This is a genomic window from Arthrobacter sp. BF1, assembly GCF_056680215.1.
In genome coordinates this window covers 2,343,299-2,367,112 of sequence record NZ_CM155271.1, presented here as the reverse complement: position 1 = coordinate 2,367,112, position 23,814 = coordinate 2,343,299, and the positions used below count along the sequence as shown (strand labels likewise).

Below are 23,814 nucleotides of genomic sequence, written 5' to 3'. Positions count from 1 at the left end.
CTCGCCTTGTGATGAGCTCGCAGAACGGCAACGAACGCTACGTGGTCCGCCCCTGGTGGAGGGGACGATCACTGCCCTGGGCGGCTTTGGTTTGCGGAGCCATCGTCGTTACGGCCGTTGCCCTGGAACGGACGACGTTGTTTGCCTATGCCCCGACGCCGGAGTTCATTGAGCGGTTGCGCGTGGGGAGGCTGGTCATGCTCGCCGGGGCTGCCATGGCCCTTGCAGCAGCTGTTTGGTCGCAGGTGCGCGGGAACCCGCTTTGGGTGACAGTCTGCGTGGCCTCGCCGGCAGTGCTGGTGGGCATCGCGATCATGATCATGACGGTCCCGTCCCGGGCTCCTCTGATTGCCGGCCTTATCGCCCTGCCGGCAACCCTTGCAGGGCTCATCGGAGGCGTGCGCGCCCCTCCGAGAGTGTGAGGGTGCACAGCGGTGCAAGGTGCGCTCAGGCGGCTCACGAGGCCGCGCCCACGTGAAGGCATCTCAAGAGAAGGCCGGCGGTTTGCTGGTTACATTTCGTGATCGGCCTGAGGGAACGCCGCCAAGGAAGGGTGAAGGGGGCCGACGGTGGCTGGGGGCGGTGCGCACGGTCTCGGTACGAACCACTCACCGCCGACCCCTTTTCCCACACTAGGGGCAGGCGGGGACGGGTACACGAGTAGTCGCTACCTAATTAGCAGGTTTGGGGCTACCCGTTTGTGCGGCAGTTGCGTGGTGCGGCAGTTGCGTGGTGCGGGAGCCCGGTGCGCGCCGCTAGCCGTCTGCGGCCGTGGGGCGGAGGCGCAGCAGGCTGAGGCCCACAGCGATGAACCACGCCCACAGCAGCACCCCGTACGCCCAATAGAACTCCGGCAGCACAAAACGCAGTGACTCACTGAATACGCCGAGGCCACCCGTCACGAGTCCAAGCCAAGCCACTGCACGGGGCAGTACGCCTTTGAGCATGACCAGTGAAATAACAAAGATCCCCACCGGCGAAAGAAGGCCGGCTATGGCAGGAGTGTTGTTCTCGGCGATGATCGCTTCCGCCGCTGTGGCGAAGACGCTCCGCGCACCTTCCGAGCCCGCGCTCGCATACATGTCGCTGAGGTATACGAGGCTCAGGGAACCCCTGCTCGAAACCGGAACGGCCAGTAAGAGGGCCCAGGGCAGACCACCCACGACCGCGGCCAGGAGGGCCAGGCTCCTGCCAAGCGGAGCCAGGGCCACGAAGAGTGCAACGTACACGATGACCGGCAGGATGCTGGGGAGGATCCACAGGAGCTGCTCGGCAATATAGAGCGCCTTGTTGGCGGCAACGAATTCAAGCGTCTCCCTGCCACCGTGCACCGGCGGCGGCGCGATGAAGTCGATGACCAGGGCAGCAATCAGTAGGACCACGAACACGACGGCGGCCGCGCCCGCGAACCGGTACAGGCCACGCCACGAGTGCCCGGCGTCCTCACCCGGGGCAGGGGTGCGCGCGCTGCGGGGACCTTTCAGTTCGCTCATGAAGCGAGACTAGTGAGGACTTTGGCGGACGGTCAGGGCCGAAGGGCCCCGAAGCAGGGCCGAAGGGCCCCGACGCCGGGCCCCGCAGCCGGTGTCCCTCCGCCCGGGATCCGCACTTCCCCAGCCCGGCACCCGGGGATCCCGGAGGCGGTTCCGGGCCTCCGACGTCGTCCGTTGCGGAGGACCAAAGACTCTGCCGGGGCGGGGGCTCCGGATGTTTGAGTGGGCACTGGGTACCGCGGTCAGCGCCCCTCCTCCTGCCGGCGGAGGAAGGGCCGGCGGCTTCCATCGCGTCTGCAGGAAGGTCACGAGGTGATCAGCAATCTTCGATATCAGAGGGGCCTCTGGGCGGCTACCGGACTCCTGGCCCTCGCCGCAGCGCTCCGGGGGGTCGCCGATCCCGGGATCTATTCGGGTGTGGTCACGCCCGACCTCATTCCCGGCGCTTATTCGCAGGACCTCATCTCCGTTGCGGCGTCAGTTGCCCTGATTCTCTTCGCCCTCAGGGCCGGGCACGGGAGGACCAAAAGCCACATTTTGGCGCTGGGCCTCCTTGGCTACCTCTTCTATGCCTATGGCATTTACGTCATTGAGAGGACCTACAACGGGTTCTACCTGGTCTACATGGCAATTTTCGCCCTCTCATTCTGGACGTTGATAGCGGCCGTAACAGGCCTCAGGAGGGACCCCAGCGTCCCGGCGCTTCCCCGTGCCCTTCGGATCGTGTCCGCGTCGGGGGCGCTCCTGCAGCCGCTGATCTTCTATCCGCTCTGGATTGCCATGCTGTTGCCCCTCATGAGCGCCCGGAACCAGATTGATTCCCTGTACTCGGTCTTCATCCTTGACCTGTGCTTCATCATGCCTGCCTTCCTGCTGTTGGCTGTCCTCACCTTTAACTCCCGGCCGCTGGGTTTGCTGCTCCTGCCGGCCCTATACGTTCTGGGATTCACCCTCATCTTTTCCCTGGCTTTGGGTGAGCTCGTGAAGCCGCTGTTTGATGCGGACATCAATTTTCAGGCCTTCTGGCTTTCGCTTGCCCTCTCCACGTTCTTTGGGGTCCTCGGCAGCCTGCACCTGCACAAGCTGGAAATCCCTGCGCAGCCGCCGAATAAGAACCGGCAGCCGCCGAATAAGAACCGGCAGCCGCCGAATAAGAACCGGCGGCCAGCCAAGCAAAGAGCCCAAGATGCCCAAACCGGGGACACTGAACGGGCACGCCATGGCTGACTCGCCCACCGCCTCCGCCGCGTTGTCGCCATTCGATGCTGTGATCTTCGACCTTGACGGGGTGGTGACGGACACGGCAACTGTGCATGAGGCGGCCTGGAAACAACTTTTCGACACCGTGTTGGAAGACCCGCGGATCACCGGGCAAGCCCACAACGGTTCCTTCAGCGCCGCTGATTACTTGGACTACGTGGATGGCAGGCCGCGGGAGGACGGAGTCAGGTCCTTTCTGGCCTCCCGTCACGTGACACTGCCGGACGGCAAGCCGGGCGACGTCCCCGGGGAACTAACGGTTCACGGCCTGGCCAAGCTCAAGGACCGGATCTTCAAGGAACTGCTGGGACGCGATGGTGTTCGTACGTTTCCCGGAACGGTGGCCCTCATCGACAGGCTGCGCGCATCAAGGATCCCCGTGGCCGTGGCAACGTCCAGCCGGAATGCGTCCGCTGTTTTGGCGGCTGCAGGACTCTCCGGCGCTTTCAACCTGGTGATGGGCGGAGTCATTGCCGCCGAGCTGGGACTTCCCGGCAAGCCTGACCCCGCGGTGCTTCTCGAGATCGTGCACCGTTTGGGGGTCCCGCCGGACCGCGCTGTGGTGATCGAGGATGCCGTCGCAGGGGTGGAGGCCGCCCGGCGCGGCGGCTTCGGGCTGGTTGTCGGCATTGACAGGGCCGACAGGCGAGCCGAACTGGAGGCGGCGGGCGCCGACGTCGTACTGACTGATGTGGGGCAGCTGGACCTCGGCCGCGTCCTCACCGACCCGTGGCGGCTCGTTTATGAAGGCTACGATCCCGCTCATGAGGGGCACCGGGAGGCGCTGACCACCCTGGGGAACGGGTACCTGGCTGTCCGTGGCGCTGCTCCGGAGAGCAGGATGAGCGATATCCACTACCCCGGAACTTACCTTGCGGGGGTCTACAACCGACTGGTGAGCAGGGTGCAGGACCAGGATGTGGAGGACGAGCACATGGTCAACGCTCCGAACTGGCTGGTGCTGGACGTTCGGCTGGAGGGAACCGACTGGTGGTCCAGGGGCGGCCTGAAAGTGCTGCGGGAACGGCGGGTGCTGGACATGCGCCGGGCGACTCTCGAACGGGAGGTCGTTCTGGAAGCACCGGACGGGCGGCGGCTGGCGGTGAGCCAGCAAAGGTTCGTGTCGATGGCCCAACCGCACCTGATGGCTCTCAGCACATCCATGACGGCCATGGGGTGGAGCGGCCCGGCAGAGATCCGCAGCGGCGTGGACTGTGGAGTCACCAATGAGAACCAGCCGGAAGACGCGCTCCTGTCCCACCACCACCTGATCCGGCTGGGCGTGTCAGACCCGGCCGATCCGGTCCCGGTTGTGGAAGTGGAAACAAGCCAAAGCCACATCCGGATCGCCACCGCTGTGCGTACCGAAATCTCCGGGAAGTACGACGACGGCGGGCCGGGGGAGGAGGAGTGGCTTTACTACCGCTCGTGGAACCTTGAGCTGACCGACGCAGCGCCGGTGCTGATTACCAGGACGGCGGCAGTGGTCACCTCCCGTGACCATGCAATTTCCTCGCCTGCCGTGGCTGCGAGGTCTGTGCTCCGGACTGCCGGCCACGACTTCGAGCAACTGCTCTCCGAGCACGAGGATGCGTGGGGAAGGCTCCTGGGCCTGTTCGCCATCGAAATTGACGGCAGCCCGCAGGTACAACTCATCCTGAACCTGCACGTCTTCCACGTGCTCCAGACGCTCAGCCCGCACACCGCTGAACAGGACGCCGGCGTACCCGCGCGCGGGCTGCACGGTGAGGGCTACCGCGGCCACATCTTCTGGGACGAACTGTTCGTCCTGCCCCTCCTCACATCAAGGATGCCCTTCGTGGCGCGATCGGTGATCAACTACCGCTGGCGCAGGCTGCCGGCCGCCCGGGAAGCCGCCGCTGCAGCAGGGCTCCGCGGAGCACTCTTCCCCTGGCAGAGCGGCAGCGACGGGAGGGAGGAGACTCCACTCTGGCTCTTCAACCGGCGTTCCGGCCGGTGGGTACCGGACTACTCACATCTTCAGCGGCACGCAGGCCTCGCCGTCGCCTTCAACGCCTGGCAGTACTTTCTCGCCACGCAGGACAGGGAATGGCTCCTGCGCTACGGCGCCGAACTGATCGTGGAGGTGGCACGGTTGGTGACCTCCATGGCCGAACACGACCGGCAGGAGGACCGGTTCCACCTTCGAGGCATCATGGGTCCGGACGAATATCACACGGGCCACCCGGACAAGGACGGGGCAGGGCTCGACGACAATGCGTACACAAACGTCCTGGCCGCGTGGGTATGCGCCCAGGCCTGCGGCATCATGACGACACTCCAGGGACACGACCTCGAAGAGCTCCAGACGCGGCTGGCCATTACGCCTCCGGAAGTGGGCCGGTGGAGCCACATCAGCAAACGAATGTTCGTGCCGTTCCACGACGGCATCATCAGCCAGTTTGCCGGTTACGAACAACTGCAGGAACTCGATTGGGACCACTACCGGACCGCCTACACAAACATCGAACGCCTGGACCTGATCCTGGAAGCGGAGGGGGACAGCACCAACCGGTACCGCCTGGCCAAGCAGGCTGATGTGCTCATGCTGCTCTACGTCCTTGGTGAGAAGGAACTGACGCGGTTCCTGGCCGGGCTCGGCTACGACGTATCCGGCGCCCAGATTGAAGCGACAGTGGACTACTATCTGGCCCGCACGGCGCACGGCTCCACCCTCAGCCGGGTGGCCCACGCCTCCGTGCTGGCGGCCAAGGACCCGGAGCGGGCCTGGAGTACCTTCCGTGAGGCACTGAGCGCAGACCTCGACGACACCCAGGGCGGCACTACGCGGACGGGTATCCACCTTGGCGCGATGGCAGGAACCATCGACGTGGTGCAGCGGAGCTTTGCAGGCCTCAGGTTTACCGGTGAGGGGCTCCTCTTCTCCCCGAAGATGCCTCAAGGGATCAGAACGGTGTCCTTCCAGGTCCGTTACCGGGACCATCTGCTCGCCGTCAATCTGGAACACGGCCTGTTGACCCTGGCAGCGGCTCCCGGAGACGCCCCCGCCATCTGGCTGCAGGTGGGCTCCGACCGCACACTCCTCGCCGCCGGCGAGACACGGCAGTTCCCGCTCGCTGCCGGCTGACCTTAGTTCATGAAGCGGGCTTTTGCGCTTTGGGGGAGTGCACCGCTTTGGGGGAGTGCACCACGAGGACGGGACAGTGTGCGTGGGCAACGCAGGCCGCGCTGACCGATCCGAGCAGCAGGCCGGCGAACCCGCCATGCCCGCGGCTTCCGACCACAACCATCGACGCGCCCTTGCTGCCCTCAATGAACGCTGCCCGTGCCGAGCCGTGGATGAGCCTGGCAGTGACATTGCGTGGTCGGTTCAGCCCAAAGGCTTCAGTGAGCGCAGTTTCAAGATTCTCCTCAGCTTCGTGGCCGAATCCTTCCACGCCCGTAGCGAGATAGCCTTCATAACCCGGATACTCCCAGCAGCCCCACGCCTCCAGCCGGATCCCCAGGGCGTCTGCCAGGCGGGTCCCCAGCCGGAGTGCCTCGACAGATGCCTCCGAACCATCGACGCCGACGATGATCTTTTCCTCAGCGACATTGACCATGATCATCTCCTCGCGCGCGCAGTGTTCCTCAAAGCATGGTGCCGCCGGCCCTGGACGAACAGGGTCCAAGGTCACGGCGCCCCCACCGCGCGACCATCCCGGGCCGCCGGGGCGCGGAATGACCTTTGGCCCTAGACGCTGCTGCCCCTCGGGTAGAGCCTGTCAGCGAACCAGGCTTCGGCGAATATGGAGTAGCAGTGGTGCAACGAGAGGGTCCGCCCCGGTCCGGGCTGGATGCGACCGGTTTGAGCTCCGAACGTGCCGCGGCATTGCTGAGGGAGTGGGGACGCAACGTACTTCCGGAGGCGAAGCCTGTGCCTCAGTGGCGCAAGCTCCTGGGTGAGCTGACGCATTTCTTTGCCCTGATGCTCTGGTGCGCCGCTGTACTGGCCTTCGTCGGAGGGATGCCGGCGTTGGGCGTTGCCATCATCGTGGTGGTGGTTGTTAACGGGATCTTCGCCCACATCCAGCAGGAACGTGCGCAGCACGCGGCCGCCAAACTGCGCGGACTGCTGCCGGCTGAGGTCTCTGTTCGCCGGGACGGGTACCCGCGGCGAATTCCCGCCAGTGAACTGGTTCCCGGTGACGCCGTCATCCTGACCGCGGGTGACAGGGTGCCGGCCGACGTGGTCCTGGTTCTTGGCTCCGGCTGTGCCATGGACGAGTCCCTGCTGACGGGCGAAAGTGAAGCGGTGCAGAAAGCCAGTGGCGAGCCCGCCTGGGGCGGAACGTTCCTCGTTAACGGCGCAGCAGAGGCGGTGGTGACCCACACCGGCGCGAACACCCAGCTCGCCGGAATCGCGAAGCTGACCAGCGGAACCATATCTCCACCAACACCGCTGGCCCGCGAGCTGCGCCGAATCGTCCGGATCATAGCAGCTGTGGCACTGGCCGTCGCCGGCGTTTTCTTCCTCGTGTCACTGCTGGTGGGCATCCCTTGGAGTTCTGCTTTCCTCTTCGCCATCGGCGTTGCGGTTGCCCTGGTCCCGGAAGGGCTCCTGCCGACCGTTACACTCTCCCTCGCCATGGGTGCCCAGCGCATGGCAGGGCGGAACGCGCTGGTCCGCAATCTGGAGGCGGTGGAGACTCTGGGGTCCACCACCTTCATCTGCACGGACAAAACAGGAACCCTGACGCAGAACCGGATGAACGCCGTCGAAGTCTTCACGCCTGACGGCCGGGTCAAGGTGGCAGGAGAGGGTTACGCACCGGTGGCTGAGATCGAGGGAACCGCGGTGGCAGCGGCAACCCGGACCGCGCTCGCAGCCCGCGCAGCCTCCCAGGGCAGGGCCGTCCAGCACGGCGATGAGTGGCGCGCAGACGGTGATCCGATGGAGGCAGCTCTTGACGTCCTCGCCCGCCGCCTCGCAGGGGCAGCCCTCGAGAGCGTGAGGCCGGCCCGGAGGTTCGCGTTCGACCCGAGGCGGCGCCGGGAATCAGTCATTGCCGGCAGCACACTTTTTGTTAAAGGGGCGCCTGAATCGGTCCTGCCGCACTGCGGCGCGGCCACGGACGCGGCGGCGGCGGAAGTCGACGCCATGGCGTCGCGGGGGCTGCGGGTCATAGCGGTCGCCATGCGCGAGCTGCCCGGCCGTGTGCAGGACTGGCTGGAGTGCCCGGCGGAGGAGGCCGAGACGGACCTTGTCCTGCTTGGGCTGATCGCACTTCACGACCCGCCCCGGCAGGGCGTGGACGAGGTGATCCGGACCGCCCGTGAAGCCGGCATCAGGATAGGCATGATCACAGGGGACCACCCGGGAACCGCCGCCGCCATCGCCCGGGAAATCGGACTGGTGGGAACACCCGAACTGGTTCTGGAGGGATCGCAGCTGCCGGAGGATGAACAGATTCTCGGCGCCATGCTGGACCGGGACGGCATCGTGGTCAGCCGGGTCTCCCCGGAACAAAAGCTCCGCGTGGCCAGGGCCCTGCAGAGCCGTGGCCACATCGTGGCCATGACCGGCGACGGCGTCAACGACGGCCCCGCCCTCCAGGAAGCAGACATCGGGGTGGCCATGGGACTCAGCGGAACTGACGTTGCCCGCGAAGCTTCCGATCTGGTTCTCCTGGATGATCACTTCGGCACCATCGTGGCGGCAATCGAGCAGGGCCGTGCCACCTACGCCAACATTCACAGGTTCCTGACCTATCACCTGACGGACAACGTTGCCGAACTGACGCCGTTCATTATCTGGGCACTGTCAGGCGGTCAGTTTCCGCTCGCGCTTGGCGTCCTTCAGATCCTCGCCCTGGACATCGGCACCGACCTGCTGCCTGCCCTGGCCCTCGGCGGCGAACCGCCAGGGAAGGGAGTGCTGAAACGGGCACCGGAACGGCGCCACCTGATGGACCGCCGGCTGATGTTCCGGGTGTTCTGCGTGCTGGGACCGGTGGAAGCGGTGGTGTCCATGACGGCGTTTTCCGTGGTGCTCTTCAGCGGCGGGTGGACGCGCGGAGACCCGCACGACGCGGGTCTGCTGATGACGGCATCCGGCGCCGCCTTCACCGCCGTCGTGCTTGGCCAGTTGGCGAACGCGTTCGCGTGCCGCAGCGCTACCCGGCCGCCGTGGAAGCAAGGGTGGTTCACGAACCGCCTGCTGCTCTGGGCGGTGCTGGCCGAAATCGGGGCTTTAGCTGTTTGCCTCTACGTCAGTCCCGTATCCGCCGCACTGGGGCAACTCCCGCCGCCGGCCATCGGGTTCGCCGTGGCGGCACTGGCAGTTCCTGCGGTCCTGGCAGCGGACTGGGCGCACAAGAAGCTCAGGCGTTCCGCCGGCAGCGGCGTGGGATAACTGCGCCGTCCCCGCCGGGGGTCCACGGGACGCGCGGGACCAAAGACTCTGATGGTGGTGCCGTAGTCCCGGAAGGATCGAGCCATGGCTCATACGACGGCGGCGACTGACATTCCCGTGATGTGGTTCGACGACGTGGGGATGGGTGACGTGCCGGCCGTTGGCGGTAAAAATGCGTCGCTGGGTGAACTGACCCGCTTGCTGCTGAGTTCCGGTGTCCAGGTACCGGAGGGCTTTGCTACCACAGCCTCTGCCTACCGTGCCTATGTGGCCGCCAACGGCCTCAAGGCGCCGATACGTACCGCGATCGAGGACTACCGCGCGGGCCGGGCAACCTTGCGTGAGGCCGGGGAGGCCATCCGCGAGCTTATTCTCGGCGGCCAGTTCCCGTCCGACATTGCCGCCGCCATCCGGGAACATTACAGGGCATTGTCCGAACGCACGGGACAGGCAGCGGTCTCCGTGGCCGTGCGCAGCAGCGCCACAGCGGAGGACCTCCCGGACGCGAGTTTCGCCGGCCAGCAGGAAACGTTCCTGAACATTTCCGGGGAACGGGAGCTCCTGGAGGCTTGCAGGAAGTGTTACGCCTCCCTGTTCACCGACCGGGCCATCACTTATCGGGAAATCAAGGGGTTCGGGCACCTGGAGGTAGCCCTGTCCGTCGGCGTGCAGCGGATGGTGCGCTCGGACCTGGGCGCAGCAGGGGTCATGTTTTCCATCGATACGGAGTCCGGGTTCCCCCGCAGCGTCCTGATTAGTGCTGCGTGGGGGCTGGGTGAAACCGTGGTTCAGGGCAGCATCAATCCCGATAAGTACCAGGTGTTCAAGCCCTTGCTGGCTGACCCGCAACTGACACCGATCATCGAAAAGACCATAGGCGCAAAGGAACGCAAGATGGTCTACAGCCGCGGCGGCCATGCGCGTACCAAGACCGTGGACACCTCTGAGCAGGAACGTCGCTCCTTTGTTCTCACCGATTCCGAGACGGTGGAACTCGCCCGCTGGGCAGTGGCGGTGGAGGAACACTACGGCCGGCCGATGGACATGGAGTGGGCCAAGGACGGTTCCACCGGGGAACTTTTTATGGTGCAGGCCCGGCCGGAAACTGTCCAGGCGCGGCGCAGCGGCTCAGTCTTCAGCGTCTATCACCTCCGCGAGTCCGGCCAGCTCCTGGCGGAAGGGGCCGCGATCGGCGAATCAATCGCACACGGCCTCGCCTGTGTGGTGCAGGATGCCAAAGACATCGAGGATTTCCGGGACGGCTCGATTCTGGTCACCCGGATGACGGACCCGGACTGGGTTCCCATCATGCAGCGGGCCGCCGGAATAGTCACTGACCACGGACGCCCGACCAGCCACGCCGCCATTGTCAGCAGGGAACTGGGAGTGCCCGCCGTAGTGGGTACCGGGAAAGGCACCTCGGTGCTCGGGAACGGCAAACCCATTACCCTTTCCTGCGCCGGGGGAGAGGACGGGGAGGTCTATGCCGGCTCGCTGGCTTTCGACGTCGAGGAGGTTGACCTCGGTGCGCTTCCTGAGACCCGGACCGCCGTCATGGTCAACATCGCAAGCCCATCAGCCGCCTTCCAATGGTGGCGCCTGCCGGCGGCCGGCGTGGGCCTTGCGAGGATGGAATTCATCATTAGCAACCTCATCCGGATCCATCCCATGGCGCTGGTCCACCCGGAACGGGTGAACGATCCCGGCGAGGCCGAGCGCATCAGGGAACTTACCCACGGCTACCCGGACCTGCAGGAGTACTTCGTCGATGTGCTTGCCACGGGCGTCGGCAAAATTGCGGCGCCCTATCACCCGAACCCGGTGATCGTCAGGCTCAGCGACTTCAAAAGCAACGAATACGGCCACCTGATCGGAGGCGGCGCCTTCGAAGTCGCCGAAGAAAATCCGATGCTGGGCTTCCGCGGGGCTTCGCGTTACTACAACGAGCGCTACCGGGAAGGATTCGCCCTGGAGTGCCGGGCGCTGAAGCGGGTGCGCGAGGAACTCGGGTTTTCCAACGTGATTGTCATGGTTCCGTTCTGCCGGACACCCCACGAGGCAGACCTGGTGATCAAGGAGATGGCGGACAACGGACTGACCCGCGGCGAGCACGGGCTGCAGGTCTACATGATGTGCGAGATCCCCTCCAATGTCATCCTCGCCTCCGAGTTTGCCGGCCGCTTCGACGGTTTCTCCATAGGTTCCAATGACCTGACCCAGCTTGTCCTCGGGGTGGACCGTGATTCGGAGCAGCTGGCGGGGCTGTTCGACGAGAGGGACGAGGCCGTCACAACGATGATCGGGCAGGTCATCGGCAGGGCGCACGCAGCGGGGATCAAGGTGGGTATCTGCGGCCAGGGCCCGAGCAACCATGCGGATTTTGCGGAGTTCCTGGTCAAGGAGGGCATTGATTCCATCTCCCTCAACCCGGACACCTTCCTCAAGACCGTCCCGGTGATCGCCGCCGCCGAGAAGTCCCTTCCGTGACCCGCCTGGGCATACTGACCAGCGGCGGGGACTGCCCGGGGATTAACGCGGTGATCCGGGGTGCTGTGCTGCAGGGAACCATTACCTACGGCTACGAGTTTGTCGGTTTCCGCGACGGCTGGCGCGGGGTGCTTGACCGGGACCTGGTTGCGCTGCCACGCCACGCGGTGCGGGGACTCTCCCGCCTGGGCGGAACCGTACTTGGCACATCGCGGACCAACCCGCTCAGGGATGGCGGACCCGGGGCGGTGCAAAGCAACCTTGCGGAATTGGGCGTGGATGGTTTGGTGGCCATCGGGGGAGAAGGCACGCTGGCGGCAGCGCAGGAACTCTCAACTGCGGGGATCAAGGTTGTTGGCGTTCCGAAAACCATCGACAACGACCTTGATGCCACCGATGTCACGTTCGGCTTCGACACGGCGGTCCAGACGGCCACCGAGGCCATCGACAGGCTCCGCACCACGGGCGAGTCGCATCACCGGTGCATGATCGCTGAAGTCATGGGCCGGAACGCCGGCTGGATCGCCCTCCATGCGGGGATGGCGTCCGGCGCCCACGCGGTGCTCATTCCGGAGCAGCGGGTTCCGTTGACGCAGATTGCCCGGTGGGTGGAGTCCGCCCGCGACCGCGGGCGGTCACCACTGGTGGTGGTGGCCGAGGCATTCGTCCCCGAAGGCCGGGAAGCGCCGTATTCACCGCGCGGCCTGGACACCTTCGGCAGGCCACGGCTGGGCGGGATCGGCCTGCTGCTGGAGCAGGAGTTGCAGGAGATTACGGGAATCGAGACCAGGGCCACCGTCCTGGGGCACATCCAGCGCGGCGGGGCCCCCACCGCCTTCGACAGGGTGCTGGCAACGCGAATGGGAATGGCAGCCGTGGCCTCCGCGGCCGAAGGACGCTGGGGAACAATGCTGTCCCTGCAGGGCACCAACATTGTGAACGTCGGTCTCGAAGCCGCACTTGGCCGGCTCAAGACCGTGCCTGAGGACCGCTACCGGGAGGCAGCGGTCCTCTTCGGTTGAGCAAGAGCACGCATCAGCCGCGGGTAACCTGGATCTTCCTGGCGGCAGGCTGCTGGGCCTTCGCCGGAACCGGGCTGCGGACCTCCAGCACACCGTCCTTGTAGGAGGCGGTAATGTCATCCTGCTGGACACCGTCAGGCAGTGCCAGCCTCCGGACGAACGAACCGTACCGGAACTCCGAGCGGTAGCTGTCCTTCTCCTTCTGCTCGGACTGTTCCCTGCGCTCAGCCTTGATTTCGAGTGCGCCGTCAACGATGGACACGCTGACGTCCTTCTCCGGATCGATGCCAGGCAGTTCTGCGCGGACCACCAAGGTGTCGCCCTCAACAGATTCTTCGACGCGGATGCCCGACGCCACGGTATCTCCTTCAAAAAGCCTTTCGATCATTTCGACGGGGGAACGCCGGGTGTCAAACCACTTCATCAAATCAGCCATTGTCTGTCTCCTTGCAATGATGGCCTTTGGGGGGATAAAAAGTGCCTGCCACTTAAGACTCCGGCGCCGGCCCGGACGGACCCAGAGGCTTTGGTCCCGCCAACCGCCGGCCCGCAGCAGCACGCCGCAGTACCCCGGGTGTCCGCGCCGGGGGCCGGGTGGTTGGGGGCTAGGATCAGTGCATGAGCAGCTCCCCCTCAGAGTCTCAAGTCGAAGTTCTCGCCCCGGCCGAGTGCTGGAAGTATCTACAGTCCTCGTACATCGGGAGGCTGGCCGTGATCAACGGTGCGGCACCGGAGATCTTCCCGGTGAACTTTATGGTCGTCGACGAAACGGTGGTCTTCCGCACGGCGCCGGGCACGAAACTCCGTGCCCTCCTCAGAGGTACCGCGGTGGCCTTCGAGGTGGACGGACTGAACCCCTACGGCACCGAGGTCTGGAGCGTTGTGGTCAAAGGGGAGCCGGGCACCTTCGACGGGGATCCGGCGAGCCTGCAGGAGGCCGGTCCCGACCGCGAACCCTGGCAGTCCGGGCTCAAGGAGCATCTGGTACAGATCCGCCCGGCCGATATTTCCGGTCGACGCTTCCCGGTTTCACCTCGCACGCGCTGGTGGCCGCCGCAGGACTTTTCAGCCGACTGGCTCTAGAAGACAGGTCCGGGGAGCGTCACTCAGCGCTGGCCTTCGCTGCGGATCGATCGATGGGGTAGCGCCGCGCGTGGATCCGGCCCAAAACCAGCACGGCCAGGATGGCGGCGGCGGTGGCCGTGAGGGAGGCCGCCAAAAGTTCGAGTGGAGGCCATTCCAGCATAAAGAATTCCGTCAGGAGCGGGACGGTCGTCAGCAGGACAAGCCCGGCACACATGGCAGCCATGACGGCCAGCCGGAGGCCGCTGACGGGGCGGCTGACCGCCGCCAGAATGGAGAGGGCCACCAAGGAAAGTGTCAGAACCGATGCTGTTCGGTTGGCACCGGCGCTGAAGCCCCCCACGGCCATGGAGTACGCCTGCACGGCGAGGACCGCCGTCGTCACAATAGCTCCTGCCGGGATCGCCAGGGACAGCGAGCGCCGAAGAAATCCCGGCCTGTAGCGCCCGGTGTTGCCCATCAGGGCGAGGAAGAATGCAGGGATGCCGATGGTGAGGCCATCCGTGGCGGAGAGTTGCCGGGGCAGGAACGGATAGCTCCACATCAGGGTTCCGAAGATCACTGAGAGGCAGAAGGCGTAGGTTGTCTTGCTGAGGAACAGCACCGAGACCCGTTCAATGTTGGCAATGACCTGGCGGCCTTCGGCGAGCACGGCCGGAAGCCGGTCGAAACGACCGTCCAGGAGCACCAGGCGGGCCACAGCTTTTGTGGCCGGCGCGGCGGTGTCCATGGCTATGCCGATATCCGCTTCCTTGAGGGCCAGGGCGTCATTGACGCCGTCGCCTGTCATGGCGACGGTGTGGCCCATTCTTTGCAGGGCCTGCACCATGTCCCTCTTTTGTGCGGGCGTGACCCGGCCAAACACGGAAAAGCTGTTCAGCGTTTCTTCCATCAGGTGCGGGTCTGCAGGCAGTTGCCGTGCGTCGTAGCCGGCACCGACGTCGAGCCCTACCTCTCGTGCCACGGCCGTCACCGTCCTGTGGTCATCGCCTGAGAGGACTTTCACGTCGACGCCCTGCTGCCGGAAGTACGCGAGGGTTTGCGCCGCATCCGGACGCACCTTCTCCCGGAACGTCAGGAGGCTGGCAGCAGCCAACCCGGCGGGCAGTTGCACGTCATCGGGGTCCTCGTGCGACAGCACGTCAGGCGTGTGGGCCAGCACCAGGGTCCGCAGACCCCGGGACGCCAAGCGGCGGGACTGGACTAGGAGATCCTCAGTGGACGCGCTGCTTCCCGTGGGGTGGCTCCCTGCAAACACCATCTCCGGAGCACCAAGAACCCACGTTCCCGCGGCAGCGTGCGGGCCTTCGAAACTGGCGGCGCTCCATTTCCGGGCGGACGAAAAGGGAACGACGGCGGCCGGGGCGGCGCCGCCGTCGAACGTGAAAGTGGGTGCCAGACAGCGGGCGGTGGCATTGGCGTGGGGGTCGGCGCCGAACCATCCAAGGGCCTCCCGCCAGCCCTGGGGAAGCTGCCGTCCGGTGTCGTGAACGTTATCGAAGACCACCCTTCCCTCCGTAAGGGTGCCGGTCTTGTCGATGCACAGAATATCCACGCGCGCCAGCCCCTCCACAGCGGCGAGTTCCTGAACCAGCACGTTGAGGCGGGCCAGCCGTGCACCGCCCACGGCGAATGCCACGCTGGTCATAAGTACCAGGCCCAGGGGGATCATGGCGATGGCCGCGCCCACCGCGCCGACGAATGCCTCCTGCCAGGCACCGGTTCTGAAGGCAGTGTCCCAGCCGCCCTTCGCCTGCATTTGGCCGTTGGTGATGATGGCCACGACGGGAAAGAGGGCCCAACTGATCCACCGCAGGACGCGGTGGATCGCGTTGCGGATCTCCGAATTGACCAGGGAGAAACGCTTGGCTTCGGCGGTGAGCCGGCTGGCGTACGAGCCCGCGCCGACGGCGACCACCCGTGCCCGTCCCTGGCCGGCCGTGACGGCGGAGCCGGACAGGACGGACGAGCCCCTGTCCTTGCCCACCGGATCTGATTCACCACTGAGGACAGATTCGTCCATTTCCAGACCTTCGTCATCGATGACGATGGCGTCCGCCACAACCTGGTCGCCGGCCTGCAGCACGCAGATGTCGTCCATCACCACGTCGGCAACGGCAACTTCCTGAACGCGGCCGTCACGGAGGACACGGGCCCTGGGGGCATCCAGGACAGCCAGCCTGTCCAGGAGCCTTTTGGCCCGATATTCCTGGACAACTCCGATAATGGCGTTGCTGAGCGCGGCAAAGCCGAAGAGTGCGTCCCTCCATTGGCCCAGGAGGAGCAACAGCAGGAAGCAACCGCCAACAATGCCGTTAAACATCGTCAGCACGTTCGACCGAAGGATCTGCCACAGGCTTCGGCTCGATTCCTCCGGTGCTCCGTTGGCCAGGCCTGCCAGCGTCCGTTCCCTGACCTCCGCGGCGGTGAGGCCGGACCCTGCGGGAGCATCAGCCCCGGACGGACGGGGAGCCGCTGCCGTGCTCACTCAGCTCCTCAAGGTGCCGGCGAGAGAGCTGCGGCGAGCGTTTCTGCCCAACTGGCCGCCTTCTCAAGTTCCCCGCTTCGGAGGGGCCCTTCTGTACCCCGGACGTAGAACGGGGCCGGGTCGGAAATGATGGTGGCGCCGCCCTCCTTCAGCAGCCTCGTCATTTTCCCGCCAGCTTCGCCGTGGATGAAGAAACGGACGCGGGTGTCGAACGCTGCCGCGTTGATGCCCTGCAGATTGCCGTTGCCCAACTGCGCCAGCAGTTCGGTGATTTTGGGTGTGGGGCGCCAGCCATTGATGGGGGACCCGAGGACCAGGAGGTCGCCGCCTGACATGGTTGCAGGGTTGAAGTCTGTCACGGAGACCGCTGCAGCGTGGAGGGGTTGGAGCCCCTGCACCACGGCATCTGCAACGGCCTTGGTGTTCCCGTAGGCGGAGTCGTATACGACGTGGGCTTTCATGCCGAGATGACCACCTTTAAAGCGTTGGTTTCCGCAGCCCTGGCGAAGGTGTCGTAGGCCTCCAGGAACTGATCGAAACTGAAGCGGTGCGTCGCAAATTTTTCCGCCGGCAGCTTCTTCTGGGCCACGAGCTTCAGCAGCATCGGTGTGGTGTTGGCGTTCACGAGTCCCATGCTGATGTTGATGTTCTGGATCCAGAGGCTCTCCACATGGAGTTCCACGGACTTGCCATGGACCCCGACGTTGGCCACGTTCCCGCCCGGCCGGACGATCTCCGTGCACATGCTGAAGGTCGCGGGAATGCCTACTGCCTCGATGGCCACATCCACTCCCTGGCCGTCGGTCAGGGCCAGCACCTGTTCCTTCCAGTCGGCGTCGCCTGACCGGACAACATGGGTGGCGCCGAACTCGCGGGACTTCGCCAGGCGGTTCGCGTCCAGGTCCACGGCGATGATGGTCGCCGCTCCATAGAGACCGGCGGTGGCGATCGCGGCCAGCCCCACCGGACCCGCACCTACTACTGCCACCGTGTCGCCGGGCTTCACGCGGCCATACTGCACGCCGATCTCGAAGCCCGTAGGGAGGATGTCAGAGAGCATAACGGCTTGCTCGTCGCTTACCCCCGACGGCAGCAGGTGCAGGGAGTTTTCGGCGTAGGGAACGCGCACGTATTCGGCCTGTGTACCGTCTATCAGATGGCCGAAGACCCAGCCGATGCCCGCGGCGCCCTCGTCACCCATGCAGTGCGAATAAAGTCCGACCTTGCAGTTGGCACAGTGACCGCAGGACTTGATGCAGGAGATGATGACGCGGTCGCCTGGCTTGAGGCTGGTCACTGACGAACCGACCTCGGTGATGGTGCCCACACCTTCGTGGCCGAGGATCCGTCCTTCAGTCACGGCCGGGACATCGCCCTTGAGGATGTGCAGGTCCGTCCCGCAGATGGTGGTGGTGTCAACCTTGACGATGGCGTCGGATGGATTGCGGATCTGAGGATCTGGCACATCCGTCCATGACTTTTTCCCTGGGCCGCCGTAAACCAAAGCTTTCATAGCCGTTCCTCGCTGTTGTTGTTCATGGCGTTCCACGGGGTGGACCGCGTGCTGCTCCACCTCAACGATGACGCACGCCTGCCGGCGCGGTAAGGGACAAAGGTCCCTGATGTCCGACGGCGGCGCCCAAGCCGGGCAGCTGCCCAGGTGCCGCAGGGCTTCAGGCGCGGGAGATCAGGACTGGGCCCGTGGCGTGGTGCAGGACCGCATGGGCATTCGACCCGACAGTTCCCCTCAGGAGCGTGTGGCCGTTGTTGCCCACGACCAGGAGGGCGGCGCCGCGGGAGGCATTGAGGAGTGCCCGGGGGACGGAAGCATCCCGGACGATTTCCTGGCCGACGGCCATGGTCGGAGCGAGGGCCCTGGCGTCCTCAGCCGCGCTGAGGAGGAGACGACGGGGCGCTTCAAGGCCTCGTTCGGCTGCGTAGGCCGCGCCGTCGTGGGGCCGGATGACGTGGATGATCATCAGTCCGGATCCCGTGGCACTGGCCAGGTCACAGGCAAGCCGAAGCGCTCCCGCGGACCCGGACGAGTCAATCCCCACCACAACGCGTCCCTGGGGGTGCTTATCAAACCGGATCACCGCAACTGGGCAGGAAGCCGTGGCGGCCAGCTCCAGGCTTACGGATCCCACGAGAAGCCCCAGGAAACCCCCGATCCCGCGGCTGCCCAGCACTAGCATGCGGGCATCGTCGGCCATCCGCCGGAGGTGGCCTGCAGGCAGGCCGTACAGGAGGCTGCCTTGGACCGATACCCGTGGCGCCACAGCCAGTGCCTCCGCTTTCCCCTCCTCAAGGATTCCCTGGGCCTGGTGTTGCAGGCCACTGCCTGCAACACCTTTGACCGGTCCGAGGTCACTGGTCAGCAGGGGCCACAGTGAGCAATGAATCACCTGCAGTTCACAGTCCAGATGAGCCGCATGCCGGGCAGCCCAGCGCACAGCCGCCGCCGCCTCGGCCGAACCGTCGTAGCCAACAACCATGCGGTCAGGCGGTGGCATGGCTGGACCCGGTCTGGCCACCGCCTTCTGCGGAAAGCTGCCCGGGAGCAACCGATAATACTGCCGGCAGGTCCGTGCCATGCACCACGAGGACAGGGCATTTTGCGTGCTCAGCCACTGTCGCGCTCACCGCACCCAGCAGCAGGCCTTCAAATCCGCCGCGTCCGCGGCTGCCCACAATGACGATTTGCGCAGTGCTGCTTTCTTCAACAAGGACTTTGGCCGGCGGGCCCTGGGCTGCGACCATTTCCAGCCCGGCGGGAGGGGCGCCGTCGAATGCCTCCGCCACAGCAGCAGCACAGACGCTCCGGGCTTCCTCCTCGGGGTTCCAGAGGAGGGGCGTGAAAGTGCCCACTGCGATCTGGAACTGCCAGCACGTTACCGCCCGGATGTGGGCCTTGAGCAGCGGTGCCAACGCTTGGGCCCAGCGGAGTGCCGTGATGGACGGAGCGCTCCCGTCGACCCCCACCACTATGGCATTCAGGTCAGGGATTTGTTCCATGGTCTTCCCCGGCCTCCTGGCTGACGACCACTACAGGACAATGCGCGTGTGCTGTACAGGCGGCGCTCACCGAACCCATGAGCTGTCCCAGCAAGCCGCCGCGGCCCCGCCGGCCTACTACGAGCAGCTCGGCGTTCCGGCTTTCTTCCACCAGGACCTTCGCCGGCGAACCCACTTTGACAACTGCAGAGAGGTGTTCGGGGCGCTCCTGGCCGAAGGCCCTCTCGATGGCCTGCTCCACCTGGCGGCGGGCAATGGCCTCAAGTTCCGCCGGGGTATCGAGGTCCCCGCCAGGGGGCATACGTTCCGGAAGATAGAAATCGCTGTACCCCAGGCACGTGACAACATGGAGCGGGGCGCCCAATGCGGTTGCCAGCCGGCCGGCGAGGCGCAGCGCCGCGGGGGAATATTCCGAACCGTCAATTCCAACCAGGATGTGTTTGCTTTCACTCATGGCAATACCTTTCCCCAAGACCCGGCCGTGCGCCTAGGGCCGAAGGGCACCAAGGGCCCCGCGGTTCCAGCCGCATCTCAGGACGATCGGAGCAGCACGGCCGCCCCCGTGAATCGGTCCCGGGACAGATCAAGCAAGGCCTGGCCTGCCTCTGTCCAGGGGTAGGCCACAGTGGTGGGGCTGAGGGGGATTCTCTCGGCCAGCGCCAAGAATTCCAGGCCGTCGGCCCTGGTGTTGGCCGTAACACTGCGGAGGTGGCGCTCCTGGAAGAGGTCCTTTTGATAGTCAAGGGCCGGAATGTCGCTCAAATGGATTCCGGCGACCGCGAGGGTTCCTCCGCGGTCCAGCGATCTGAGCGCAACAGGCACCAGCTCGCCCGCGGGAGCGAAGAGGATGGCCGAGTCCAGCAGCTCTGGCGGCTCGGCTTCGGCGGGCCCGGCGAACCGGGCCCCCAATTCCAAGGCAAGCTTCTGCGCCGCCGCCGATCGTGTCATGACGAAGACGCTTGCGCCTTCGTAGATGGCCATCTGGGCCGTCAGGTGGGCTGATCCGCCAAATCCGTAGATGCCCAGCCTGCCGCCGTGGGGGAGTGCGGAGCACCGAAGCGCCCGGTATCCGATGATCCCTGCACAGAGCAGGGGGGCGGCTTTCTCATCGGAGAATACTTCGGGCAGGGGGTACACATAGTCCTGGTGGGCGACCATCAGCTCCGCGTAGCCGCCGTCAGTGTCCCAACCGTTGAACGTGGGGCTGAGACAAAGATTCTCCGACCCGCGCCGACAGAACCTGCACGAGCCGCACGTCCGGGCCAGCCAGGCTGCCCCCACACGATCGCCAAGCCGGAATCGGGAGCTGCCCGTTCCCAGTCCCACCACCTCGGCCACTACCTCATGGCCGGGGATCCTGCGGGCGGCACGGGGACGGAGGTCTCCTTCCGCAAGGTGGAGATCCGTGCGGCAGACGCCACAGGCACGGACGGAAAGCAGGACTTCATCCGGCCCGGGTGAGGGATCAGGCCGCTCGCCCAGCCGCAAGGGTTCGGACGCGATGGGACCGGGCTCCTCCACCCACCATGCCCTCATGCAGGGTCATTCCAGACCGGCGCGGGTGGCTTCATCCAGGGAACCTCCCCAGGTAAGCGGCGCAGCAATCTTGAAACGACGTCCACTCACTTCCTCCGGCACAATACGGAGGAAGTGGTCCTTGCGGCCGGTCTCCCAGGGAAAGAGCAATTGCCCCACAGAGGCCAGGAGCTCGGGTGTGCGGTCCAGCGCTGTGGCTGGCCCTTTCACCACAACACTCCAGGCGACGCCCGCATGAGTGTCAGCACCATCGGCCTCAAGTGCCACCATTTTGCCCAAGGCAGACGCAAGCTTGGTACCGGCACCGGTACGGAAGACCAGTGATTCATGGTGGACCTTGTAGTTGATGGGAAAGATTTCGGGGTGGTCGTGCACCCAGACGGCAAGGCGGCCCACGGAAGCGCCCCGCAGCAGCCGCCAGCATTCCTCCGTTGGTAGTTGGGCGGTCTCCGGTATCGATGCATCTGTGGTCATGCCCACGAGCATAGGAGCGGTACGGTGGGGAACGTAGGGCACAAAGACCCCTAAACCGGTCTGCGGGCATGGAGGAAAAACGCAGGGAGGCGTATTCTGTGGGCAACTGCTGCAGCCGGTCTGCTTGCGTGTGCTTCAAATACCGCGGAAGGCGGTTTCCGTGAGCGAACGCATCCGTCAATCCGCAGAGGGTCAGCAACCTGTTGCCGGCTCCAGGATGGACGAACTTCTGACCGACTTCGTTGACCGTGCCGGGGAGTTGGTGAGCGCCCAACAACGGATGCAAGGCCTTTTGAATGCCGTCGTTGCACTGGCCGAAGACCTGAGCCTGGAGGCCGTCCTGCACAGGGTGGTAGATTCTGCCTGCCACCTTGTGGACGCTGAATACGGGGCGTTGGGAGTCATCGGAAGTGACCGTGGCCTGAGCCACTTCATCACCGTGGGGATCGAGGAGGACCTCGCCCACGAGATTGGCCCGCTCCCCACAGGCCACGGCGTCCTCGGCTTGTTGATCCGGGATCCGAAGCCGCTGCGGCTTCATGACCTGGGTCAACATCCGGATGCCTACGGGTTTCCCAGGCACCATCCGCCGATGAAATCTTTCCTTGGCGTACCGATCCGGGTGAGGGATGTTGTTTTCGGCAACCTTTACCTGACCCAAAAAAGGGGTGGTGGCGACTTCACGGACGAGGATGAGGAGCTCGCGGAGGCACTTGCTGCTGCCGCCGGCGTCGCAATAGAAAATGCCCGGCTCTACGAGGACGCCAGGCGCAGAACAGCATGGCTTCAGGCTTGTATGGACGTTACCGGCAAGATGGGCGACGCGGAGGCTCCGGGAGATCAGAACGGGGGACTGGACATGATCGCCGCGAGGGCACTGCAGGAGTCCAGTTCGTCCCTTGCGCTCATCCTGGTTCCGGAAGGCACTTCCGGCCTGTTCCGCGTCGCGGGGGCGGGAGGAACCGCCGCGGAATGGGTTGGACGGCTTTCGCCGTTTGATTCAGGGGAGATTGACGCCGTTCTTTCCACAGGCCAGGCGGCTGTCATCGAGGACGTTTCGTCGGCACTCGGCGGTGCGCTGGTGCCGGATGGCGGCCAACTGTTGGTCATAGACCTCAGCGCGCGCGGCACCAACTACGGGCTTTTGGTCCTCGTGCGCGAGCATGTCGCAGGGAGGTTCAGTAAGACGGATGTGGAGATGGGCTCGGTGTTCGGTTCGCACGTAGCCCTTGCGCTGGAACTCGCGAGAGCTCACCGGATGCGGGAACAACTTGCGGTGTTCACTGACCGGGACCGGATCGCCCGCGACCTGCATGACCTCGTCATTCAGCGCCTCTTCGCCGCGGGGCTCAGCATCCAAAGCCTCCGGCGCTTGATTACCAGCGACGCCGGCGCCAATACCCTGCAGAACGTTACCGCCGAGCTGGACGAGACCATCCGGGAGCTTCGCAACACGATTTATTCCCTGAATGACTCCGCCCTGGAGAAGGAACTTCTCAGCAGCCGTGTGCTGCAGGCGGTCCGCACCGCTGCGCAGTCGCTTCGGTTTGTTCCCCGGCTTACCCTGACCGGCCCCATCGACGCGATCCGGGACGAGGAAACCGCATCAAACATCCTGGCCGTAGTTACGGAAGGGCTGAGTAACGCCGTCCGGCACTCAGGGGCGGATGCCATCCGTGTGTCCGTTTCCGTAGACGACGGAATCGTGCATGTCCGGGTCCAAGACAATGGCGCGGGATTCAGCGTCCGGACGCCCGGAAACGGAATGACCAACATGCAGCACAGGGCCAGCATGCTCGGCGGCACGTTCGAGGTTTCCGGTTCCCCTGAAACCGGAACAGCACTGACCTGGAAGGCTCCTGTGTTCTAGCTTGGCCATTTTGCTGCTGGCGCAGGTGCTACTGGTCGCGGTGCTGCGCCATATGGACCGCCGCCTGGGTCCGGCGCTCAAAACCCAATTTCGCCAGCAGGGACGAGACATAGTTCTTGACAGTCTTCTCGGCAAGAAGCATATGCTCGCCGATTTGGCGGTTCGTCAGACCCTCTCCAATTAACTCCAATACCCTGCGCTCCTGCCGGGTCAGCACCGCGATCCGTGGGTCCACGTGCTCCGGCTCGGCGAGGCCCTGCACGATTCTGGCCTTCAGGTCGGCATCGAACAGCGATTCTCCCTTGGCGGCGCGGCGCACCGCTCCGATGAGGTCGGAACCGCCTATCTCCTTCAGAACATACCCCGAGGCCCCGGCGAGGACTGCGCCGCGGAGTGCCTGCTCGTCGTCGTAGCTTGTTAGGATCAGGCAATTGATCGTTGCATCGACCGAATGCACATCGCGGCAGACCTCAATCCCTGTGCCGTCAGGCAGCCGGGCGTCAAGAATCGCCACATCAGGACGCAGCGCCGGAATCCGACGAGCCGCTTCAGCGGCAGAACCGGACATGCCGACGACGACGAAGCCTTCGCTTTCCAGGAGATCCTGCAGTCCTCGCCGCACCAACTCGTGGTCGTCCAGGATGAACACCCGGATCCCGTCGTTGGACACTTCGACGGCATGCTCCGGTGCTGTTGAGGCGTTCATCCTG

General features: G+C 65.1%; 20 protein-coding genes. 8 read left to right on the top strand and 12 right to left on the bottom strand.

Features of this window, described 5'->3' with window-relative positions; translation table 11 throughout:
- Positions 1-11: 11 nt before the first annotated feature.
- A complete protein-coding gene (locus AC1MCD_RS11080; protein WP_498671914.1) occupies positions 12-422 on the top strand; it encodes a hypothetical protein in 411 nt (136 codons plus the stop codon).
- A gap of 333 nt (positions 423-755) precedes the next feature.
- On the opposite strand, the gene AC1MCD_RS11075 is transcribed toward AC1MCD_RS11080, so the two are convergent.
- On the bottom strand, positions 756-1,493 hold the full coding sequence (locus AC1MCD_RS11075; RefSeq protein ID WP_498671913.1) for a DUF4386 family protein: 738 nt from the start codon (positions 1,491-1,493) through the stop codon (positions 756-758).
- Positions 1,494-1,805: 312 nt separating this feature from the next.
- Here AC1MCD_RS11075 and AC1MCD_RS11070 point away from each other — a divergent pair, with 312 nt between their 5' ends.
- Positions 1,806-2,720, top strand: a complete 915-nt coding sequence (locus AC1MCD_RS11070; protein ID WP_498671912.1) for a hypothetical protein — start codon at positions 1,806-1,808, stop codon at positions 2,718-2,720.
- Positions 2,680-5,862 carry an HAD-IA family hydrolase gene (locus tag AC1MCD_RS11065; RefSeq protein WP_498671911.1) on the top strand — a complete coding sequence of 1,061 codons (3,183 nt, stop codon included), beginning with the start codon at positions 2,680-2,682 and terminating at the stop codon, positions 5,860-5,862. The genes AC1MCD_RS11070 and AC1MCD_RS11065 overlap by 41 nt, the downstream gene beginning before the upstream one ends.
- A 7-nt stretch (positions 5,863-5,869) precedes the next feature.
- Here the strand turns inward: AC1MCD_RS11065 and AC1MCD_RS11060 are convergent, their stop codons facing one another.
- Positions 5,870-6,337, bottom strand: a complete 468-nt coding sequence (locus tag AC1MCD_RS11060; RefSeq protein ID WP_498671910.1) for a universal stress protein — start codon at positions 6,335-6,337, stop codon at positions 5,870-5,872.
- Between the two features lie 230 nt (positions 6,338-6,567).
- Here AC1MCD_RS11060 and AC1MCD_RS11055 point away from each other — a divergent pair, with 230 nt between their 5' ends.
- The 3 genes from AC1MCD_RS11055 (at position 6,568) to AC1MCD_RS11045 (ending at position 12,638) form a co-directional block, all read left to right on the top strand.
- Positions 6,568-9,129, top strand: coding sequence for a cation-translocating P-type ATPase (locus AC1MCD_RS11055; protein ID WP_498678296.1), 2,562 nt, complete (start codon positions 6,568-6,570; stop codon positions 9,127-9,129).
- A gap of 84 nt (positions 9,130-9,213) precedes the next feature.
- Positions 9,214-11,616, top strand: a complete 2,403-nt coding sequence (gene ppsA / locus AC1MCD_RS11050) for a phosphoenolpyruvate synthase (protein WP_498671909.1) — start codon at positions 9,214-9,216, stop codon at positions 11,614-11,616.
- A complete protein-coding gene (locus AC1MCD_RS11045) occupies positions 11,613-12,638 on the top strand; it encodes a 6-phosphofructokinase (protein WP_498671908.1) in 1,026 nt (341 codons plus the stop codon). The genes ppsA and AC1MCD_RS11045 overlap by 4 nt, the downstream gene beginning before the upstream one ends.
- Positions 12,639-12,651: 13 nt before the next feature.
- On the opposite strand, the gene AC1MCD_RS11040 is transcribed toward AC1MCD_RS11045, so the two are convergent.
- Positions 12,652-13,074: an Hsp20/alpha crystallin family protein gene (locus AC1MCD_RS11040; RefSeq protein WP_498671907.1), complete on the bottom strand. Its 423-nt coding sequence runs from the start codon at positions 13,072-13,074 to the stop codon at positions 12,652-12,654.
- Between the two features lie 182 nt (positions 13,075-13,256).
- On the opposite strand from AC1MCD_RS11040, the gene AC1MCD_RS11035 reads away from it, so the two are divergent.
- A complete protein-coding gene (locus AC1MCD_RS11035; protein WP_498671905.1) occupies positions 13,257-13,721 on the top strand; it encodes a pyridoxamine 5'-phosphate oxidase family protein in 465 nt (154 codons plus the stop codon).
- Positions 13,722-13,740: 19 nt separating this feature from the next.
- Here the strand turns inward: AC1MCD_RS11035 and AC1MCD_RS11030 are convergent, their stop codons facing one another.
- The 8 genes from AC1MCD_RS11030 to AC1MCD_RS10995 all read right to left on the bottom strand — a co-directional run bounded on the left by AC1MCD_RS11030 (position 13,741) and on the right by AC1MCD_RS10995 (position 21,234).
- Positions 13,741-16,209, bottom strand: coding sequence for an HAD-IC family P-type ATPase (locus AC1MCD_RS11030; protein WP_498671903.1), 2,469 nt, complete (start codon positions 16,207-16,209; stop codon positions 13,741-13,743).
- Between the two features lie 8 nt (positions 16,210-16,217).
- Positions 16,218-16,670, bottom strand: coding sequence for a flavodoxin family protein (locus AC1MCD_RS11025; RefSeq protein WP_498671900.1), 453 nt, complete (start codon positions 16,668-16,670; stop codon positions 16,218-16,220).
- On the bottom strand, positions 16,667-17,722 hold the full coding sequence (locus AC1MCD_RS11020; protein WP_498671899.1) for a zinc-dependent alcohol dehydrogenase family protein: 1,056 nt from the start codon (positions 17,720-17,722) through the stop codon (positions 16,667-16,669). Before AC1MCD_RS11020 ends, AC1MCD_RS11025 begins: the two co-directional genes overlap by 4 nt.
- A gap of 160 nt (positions 17,723-17,882) precedes the next feature.
- Entirely contained in the window at positions 17,883-18,722 is an 840-nt protein-coding gene (locus AC1MCD_RS11015; RefSeq protein WP_498671898.1) for a universal stress protein, read from the bottom strand.
- Positions 18,709-19,224, bottom strand: coding sequence for a universal stress protein (locus AC1MCD_RS11010; RefSeq protein ID WP_498671896.1), 516 nt, complete (start codon positions 19,222-19,224; stop codon positions 18,709-18,711). The genes AC1MCD_RS11015 and AC1MCD_RS11010 overlap by 14 nt, the downstream gene beginning before the upstream one ends.
- Positions 19,208-19,678 carry a universal stress protein gene (locus tag AC1MCD_RS11005; protein ID WP_498671895.1) on the bottom strand — a complete coding sequence of 157 codons (471 nt, stop codon included), beginning with the start codon at positions 19,676-19,678 and terminating at the stop codon, positions 19,208-19,210. The genes AC1MCD_RS11010 and AC1MCD_RS11005 overlap by 17 nt, the downstream gene beginning before the upstream one ends.
- Before the next feature lie 77 nt (positions 19,679-19,755).
- Positions 19,756-20,760 (bottom strand): zinc-dependent alcohol dehydrogenase family protein, encoded by a 1,005-nt coding sequence (locus AC1MCD_RS11000; protein ID WP_498671893.1) that lies wholly within the window; start codon positions 20,758-20,760, stop codon positions 19,756-19,758.
- Between the two features lie 6 nt (positions 20,761-20,766).
- The gene (locus AC1MCD_RS10995) at positions 20,767-21,234 is read right to left on the bottom strand and encodes a pyridoxamine 5'-phosphate oxidase family protein (protein WP_498671891.1); all 468 of its coding nucleotides are present in this window, start codon (positions 21,232-21,234) and stop codon (positions 20,767-20,769) included.
- A 160-nt stretch (positions 21,235-21,394) separates the two neighbouring features.
- On the opposite strand from AC1MCD_RS10995, the gene AC1MCD_RS10990 reads away from it, so the two are divergent.
- A complete protein-coding gene (locus AC1MCD_RS10990; protein WP_498671889.1) occupies positions 21,395-23,104 on the top strand; it encodes a sensor histidine kinase in 1,710 nt (569 codons plus the stop codon).
- Between the two features lie 28 nt (positions 23,105-23,132).
- On the opposite strand, the gene AC1MCD_RS10985 is transcribed toward AC1MCD_RS10990, so the two are convergent.
- Complete coding sequence (locus AC1MCD_RS10985) at positions 23,133-23,810, bottom strand: response regulator (protein WP_498671887.1); 678 nt, start codon at positions 23,808-23,810, stop codon at positions 23,133-23,135.
- Positions 23,811-23,814: the final 4 nt, after the last annotated feature.

Excerpts from the sequence above, each read along its gene's own strand:
- AC1MCD_RS11080 (WP_498671914.1), top strand. The coding sequence starts at position 12 with ATGAGCTCGCAGAACGGCAACGAACGCTACGTGGTCCGCCCCTGGTGG.
- AC1MCD_RS11075 (WP_498671913.1), bottom strand. The coding sequence starts at position 1,493 with ATGAGCGAACTGAAAGGTCCCCGCAGCGCGCGCACCCCTGCCCCGGGT.
- AC1MCD_RS11065 (WP_498671911.1), top strand. The coding sequence starts at position 2,680 with ATGCCCAAACCGGGGACACTGAACGGGCACGCCATGGCTGACTCGCCC.
- AC1MCD_RS11060 (WP_498671910.1), bottom strand. The coding sequence starts at position 6,337 with ATGGTCAATGTCGCTGAGGAAAAGATCATCGTCGGCGTCGATGGTTCG.
- ppsA (WP_498671909.1), top strand. The coding sequence starts at position 9,214 with ATGGCTCATACGACGGCGGCGACTGACATTCCCGTGATGTGGTTCGAC.
- AC1MCD_RS11040 (WP_498671907.1), bottom strand. The coding sequence starts at position 13,074 with ATGGCTGATTTGATGAAGTGGTTTGACACCCGGCGTTCCCCCGTCGAA.
- AC1MCD_RS11035 (WP_498671905.1), top strand. The coding sequence starts at position 13,257 with ATGAGCAGCTCCCCCTCAGAGTCTCAAGTCGAAGTTCTCGCCCCGGCC.
- AC1MCD_RS11025 (WP_498671900.1), bottom strand. The coding sequence starts at position 16,670 with ATGAAAGCCCACGTCGTATACGACTCCGCCTACGGGAACACCAAGGCC.
- AC1MCD_RS11020 (WP_498671899.1), bottom strand. The coding sequence starts at position 17,722 with ATGAAAGCTTTGGTTTACGGCGGCCCAGGGAAAAAGTCATGGACGGAT.
- AC1MCD_RS11015 (WP_498671898.1), bottom strand. The coding sequence starts at position 18,722 with ATGCCACCGCCTGACCGCATGGTTGTTGGCTACGACGGTTCGGCCGAG.
- AC1MCD_RS11010 (WP_498671896.1), bottom strand. The coding sequence starts at position 19,224 with ATGGAACAAATCCCTGACCTGAATGCCATAGTGGTGGGGGTCGACGGG.
- AC1MCD_RS11005 (WP_498671895.1), bottom strand. The coding sequence starts at position 19,678 with ATGAGTGAAAGCAAACACATCCTGGTTGGAATTGACGGTTCGGAATAT.
- AC1MCD_RS11000 (WP_498671893.1), bottom strand. The coding sequence starts at position 20,760 with ATGAGGGCATGGTGGGTGGAGGAGCCCGGTCCCATCGCGTCCGAACCC.
- AC1MCD_RS10995 (WP_498671891.1), bottom strand. The coding sequence starts at position 21,234 with ATGACCACAGATGCATCGATACCGGAGACCGCCCAACTACCAACGGAG.
- AC1MCD_RS10985 (WP_498671887.1), bottom strand. The coding sequence starts at position 23,810 with ATGAACGCCTCAACAGCACCGGAGCATGCCGTCGAAGTGTCCAACGAC.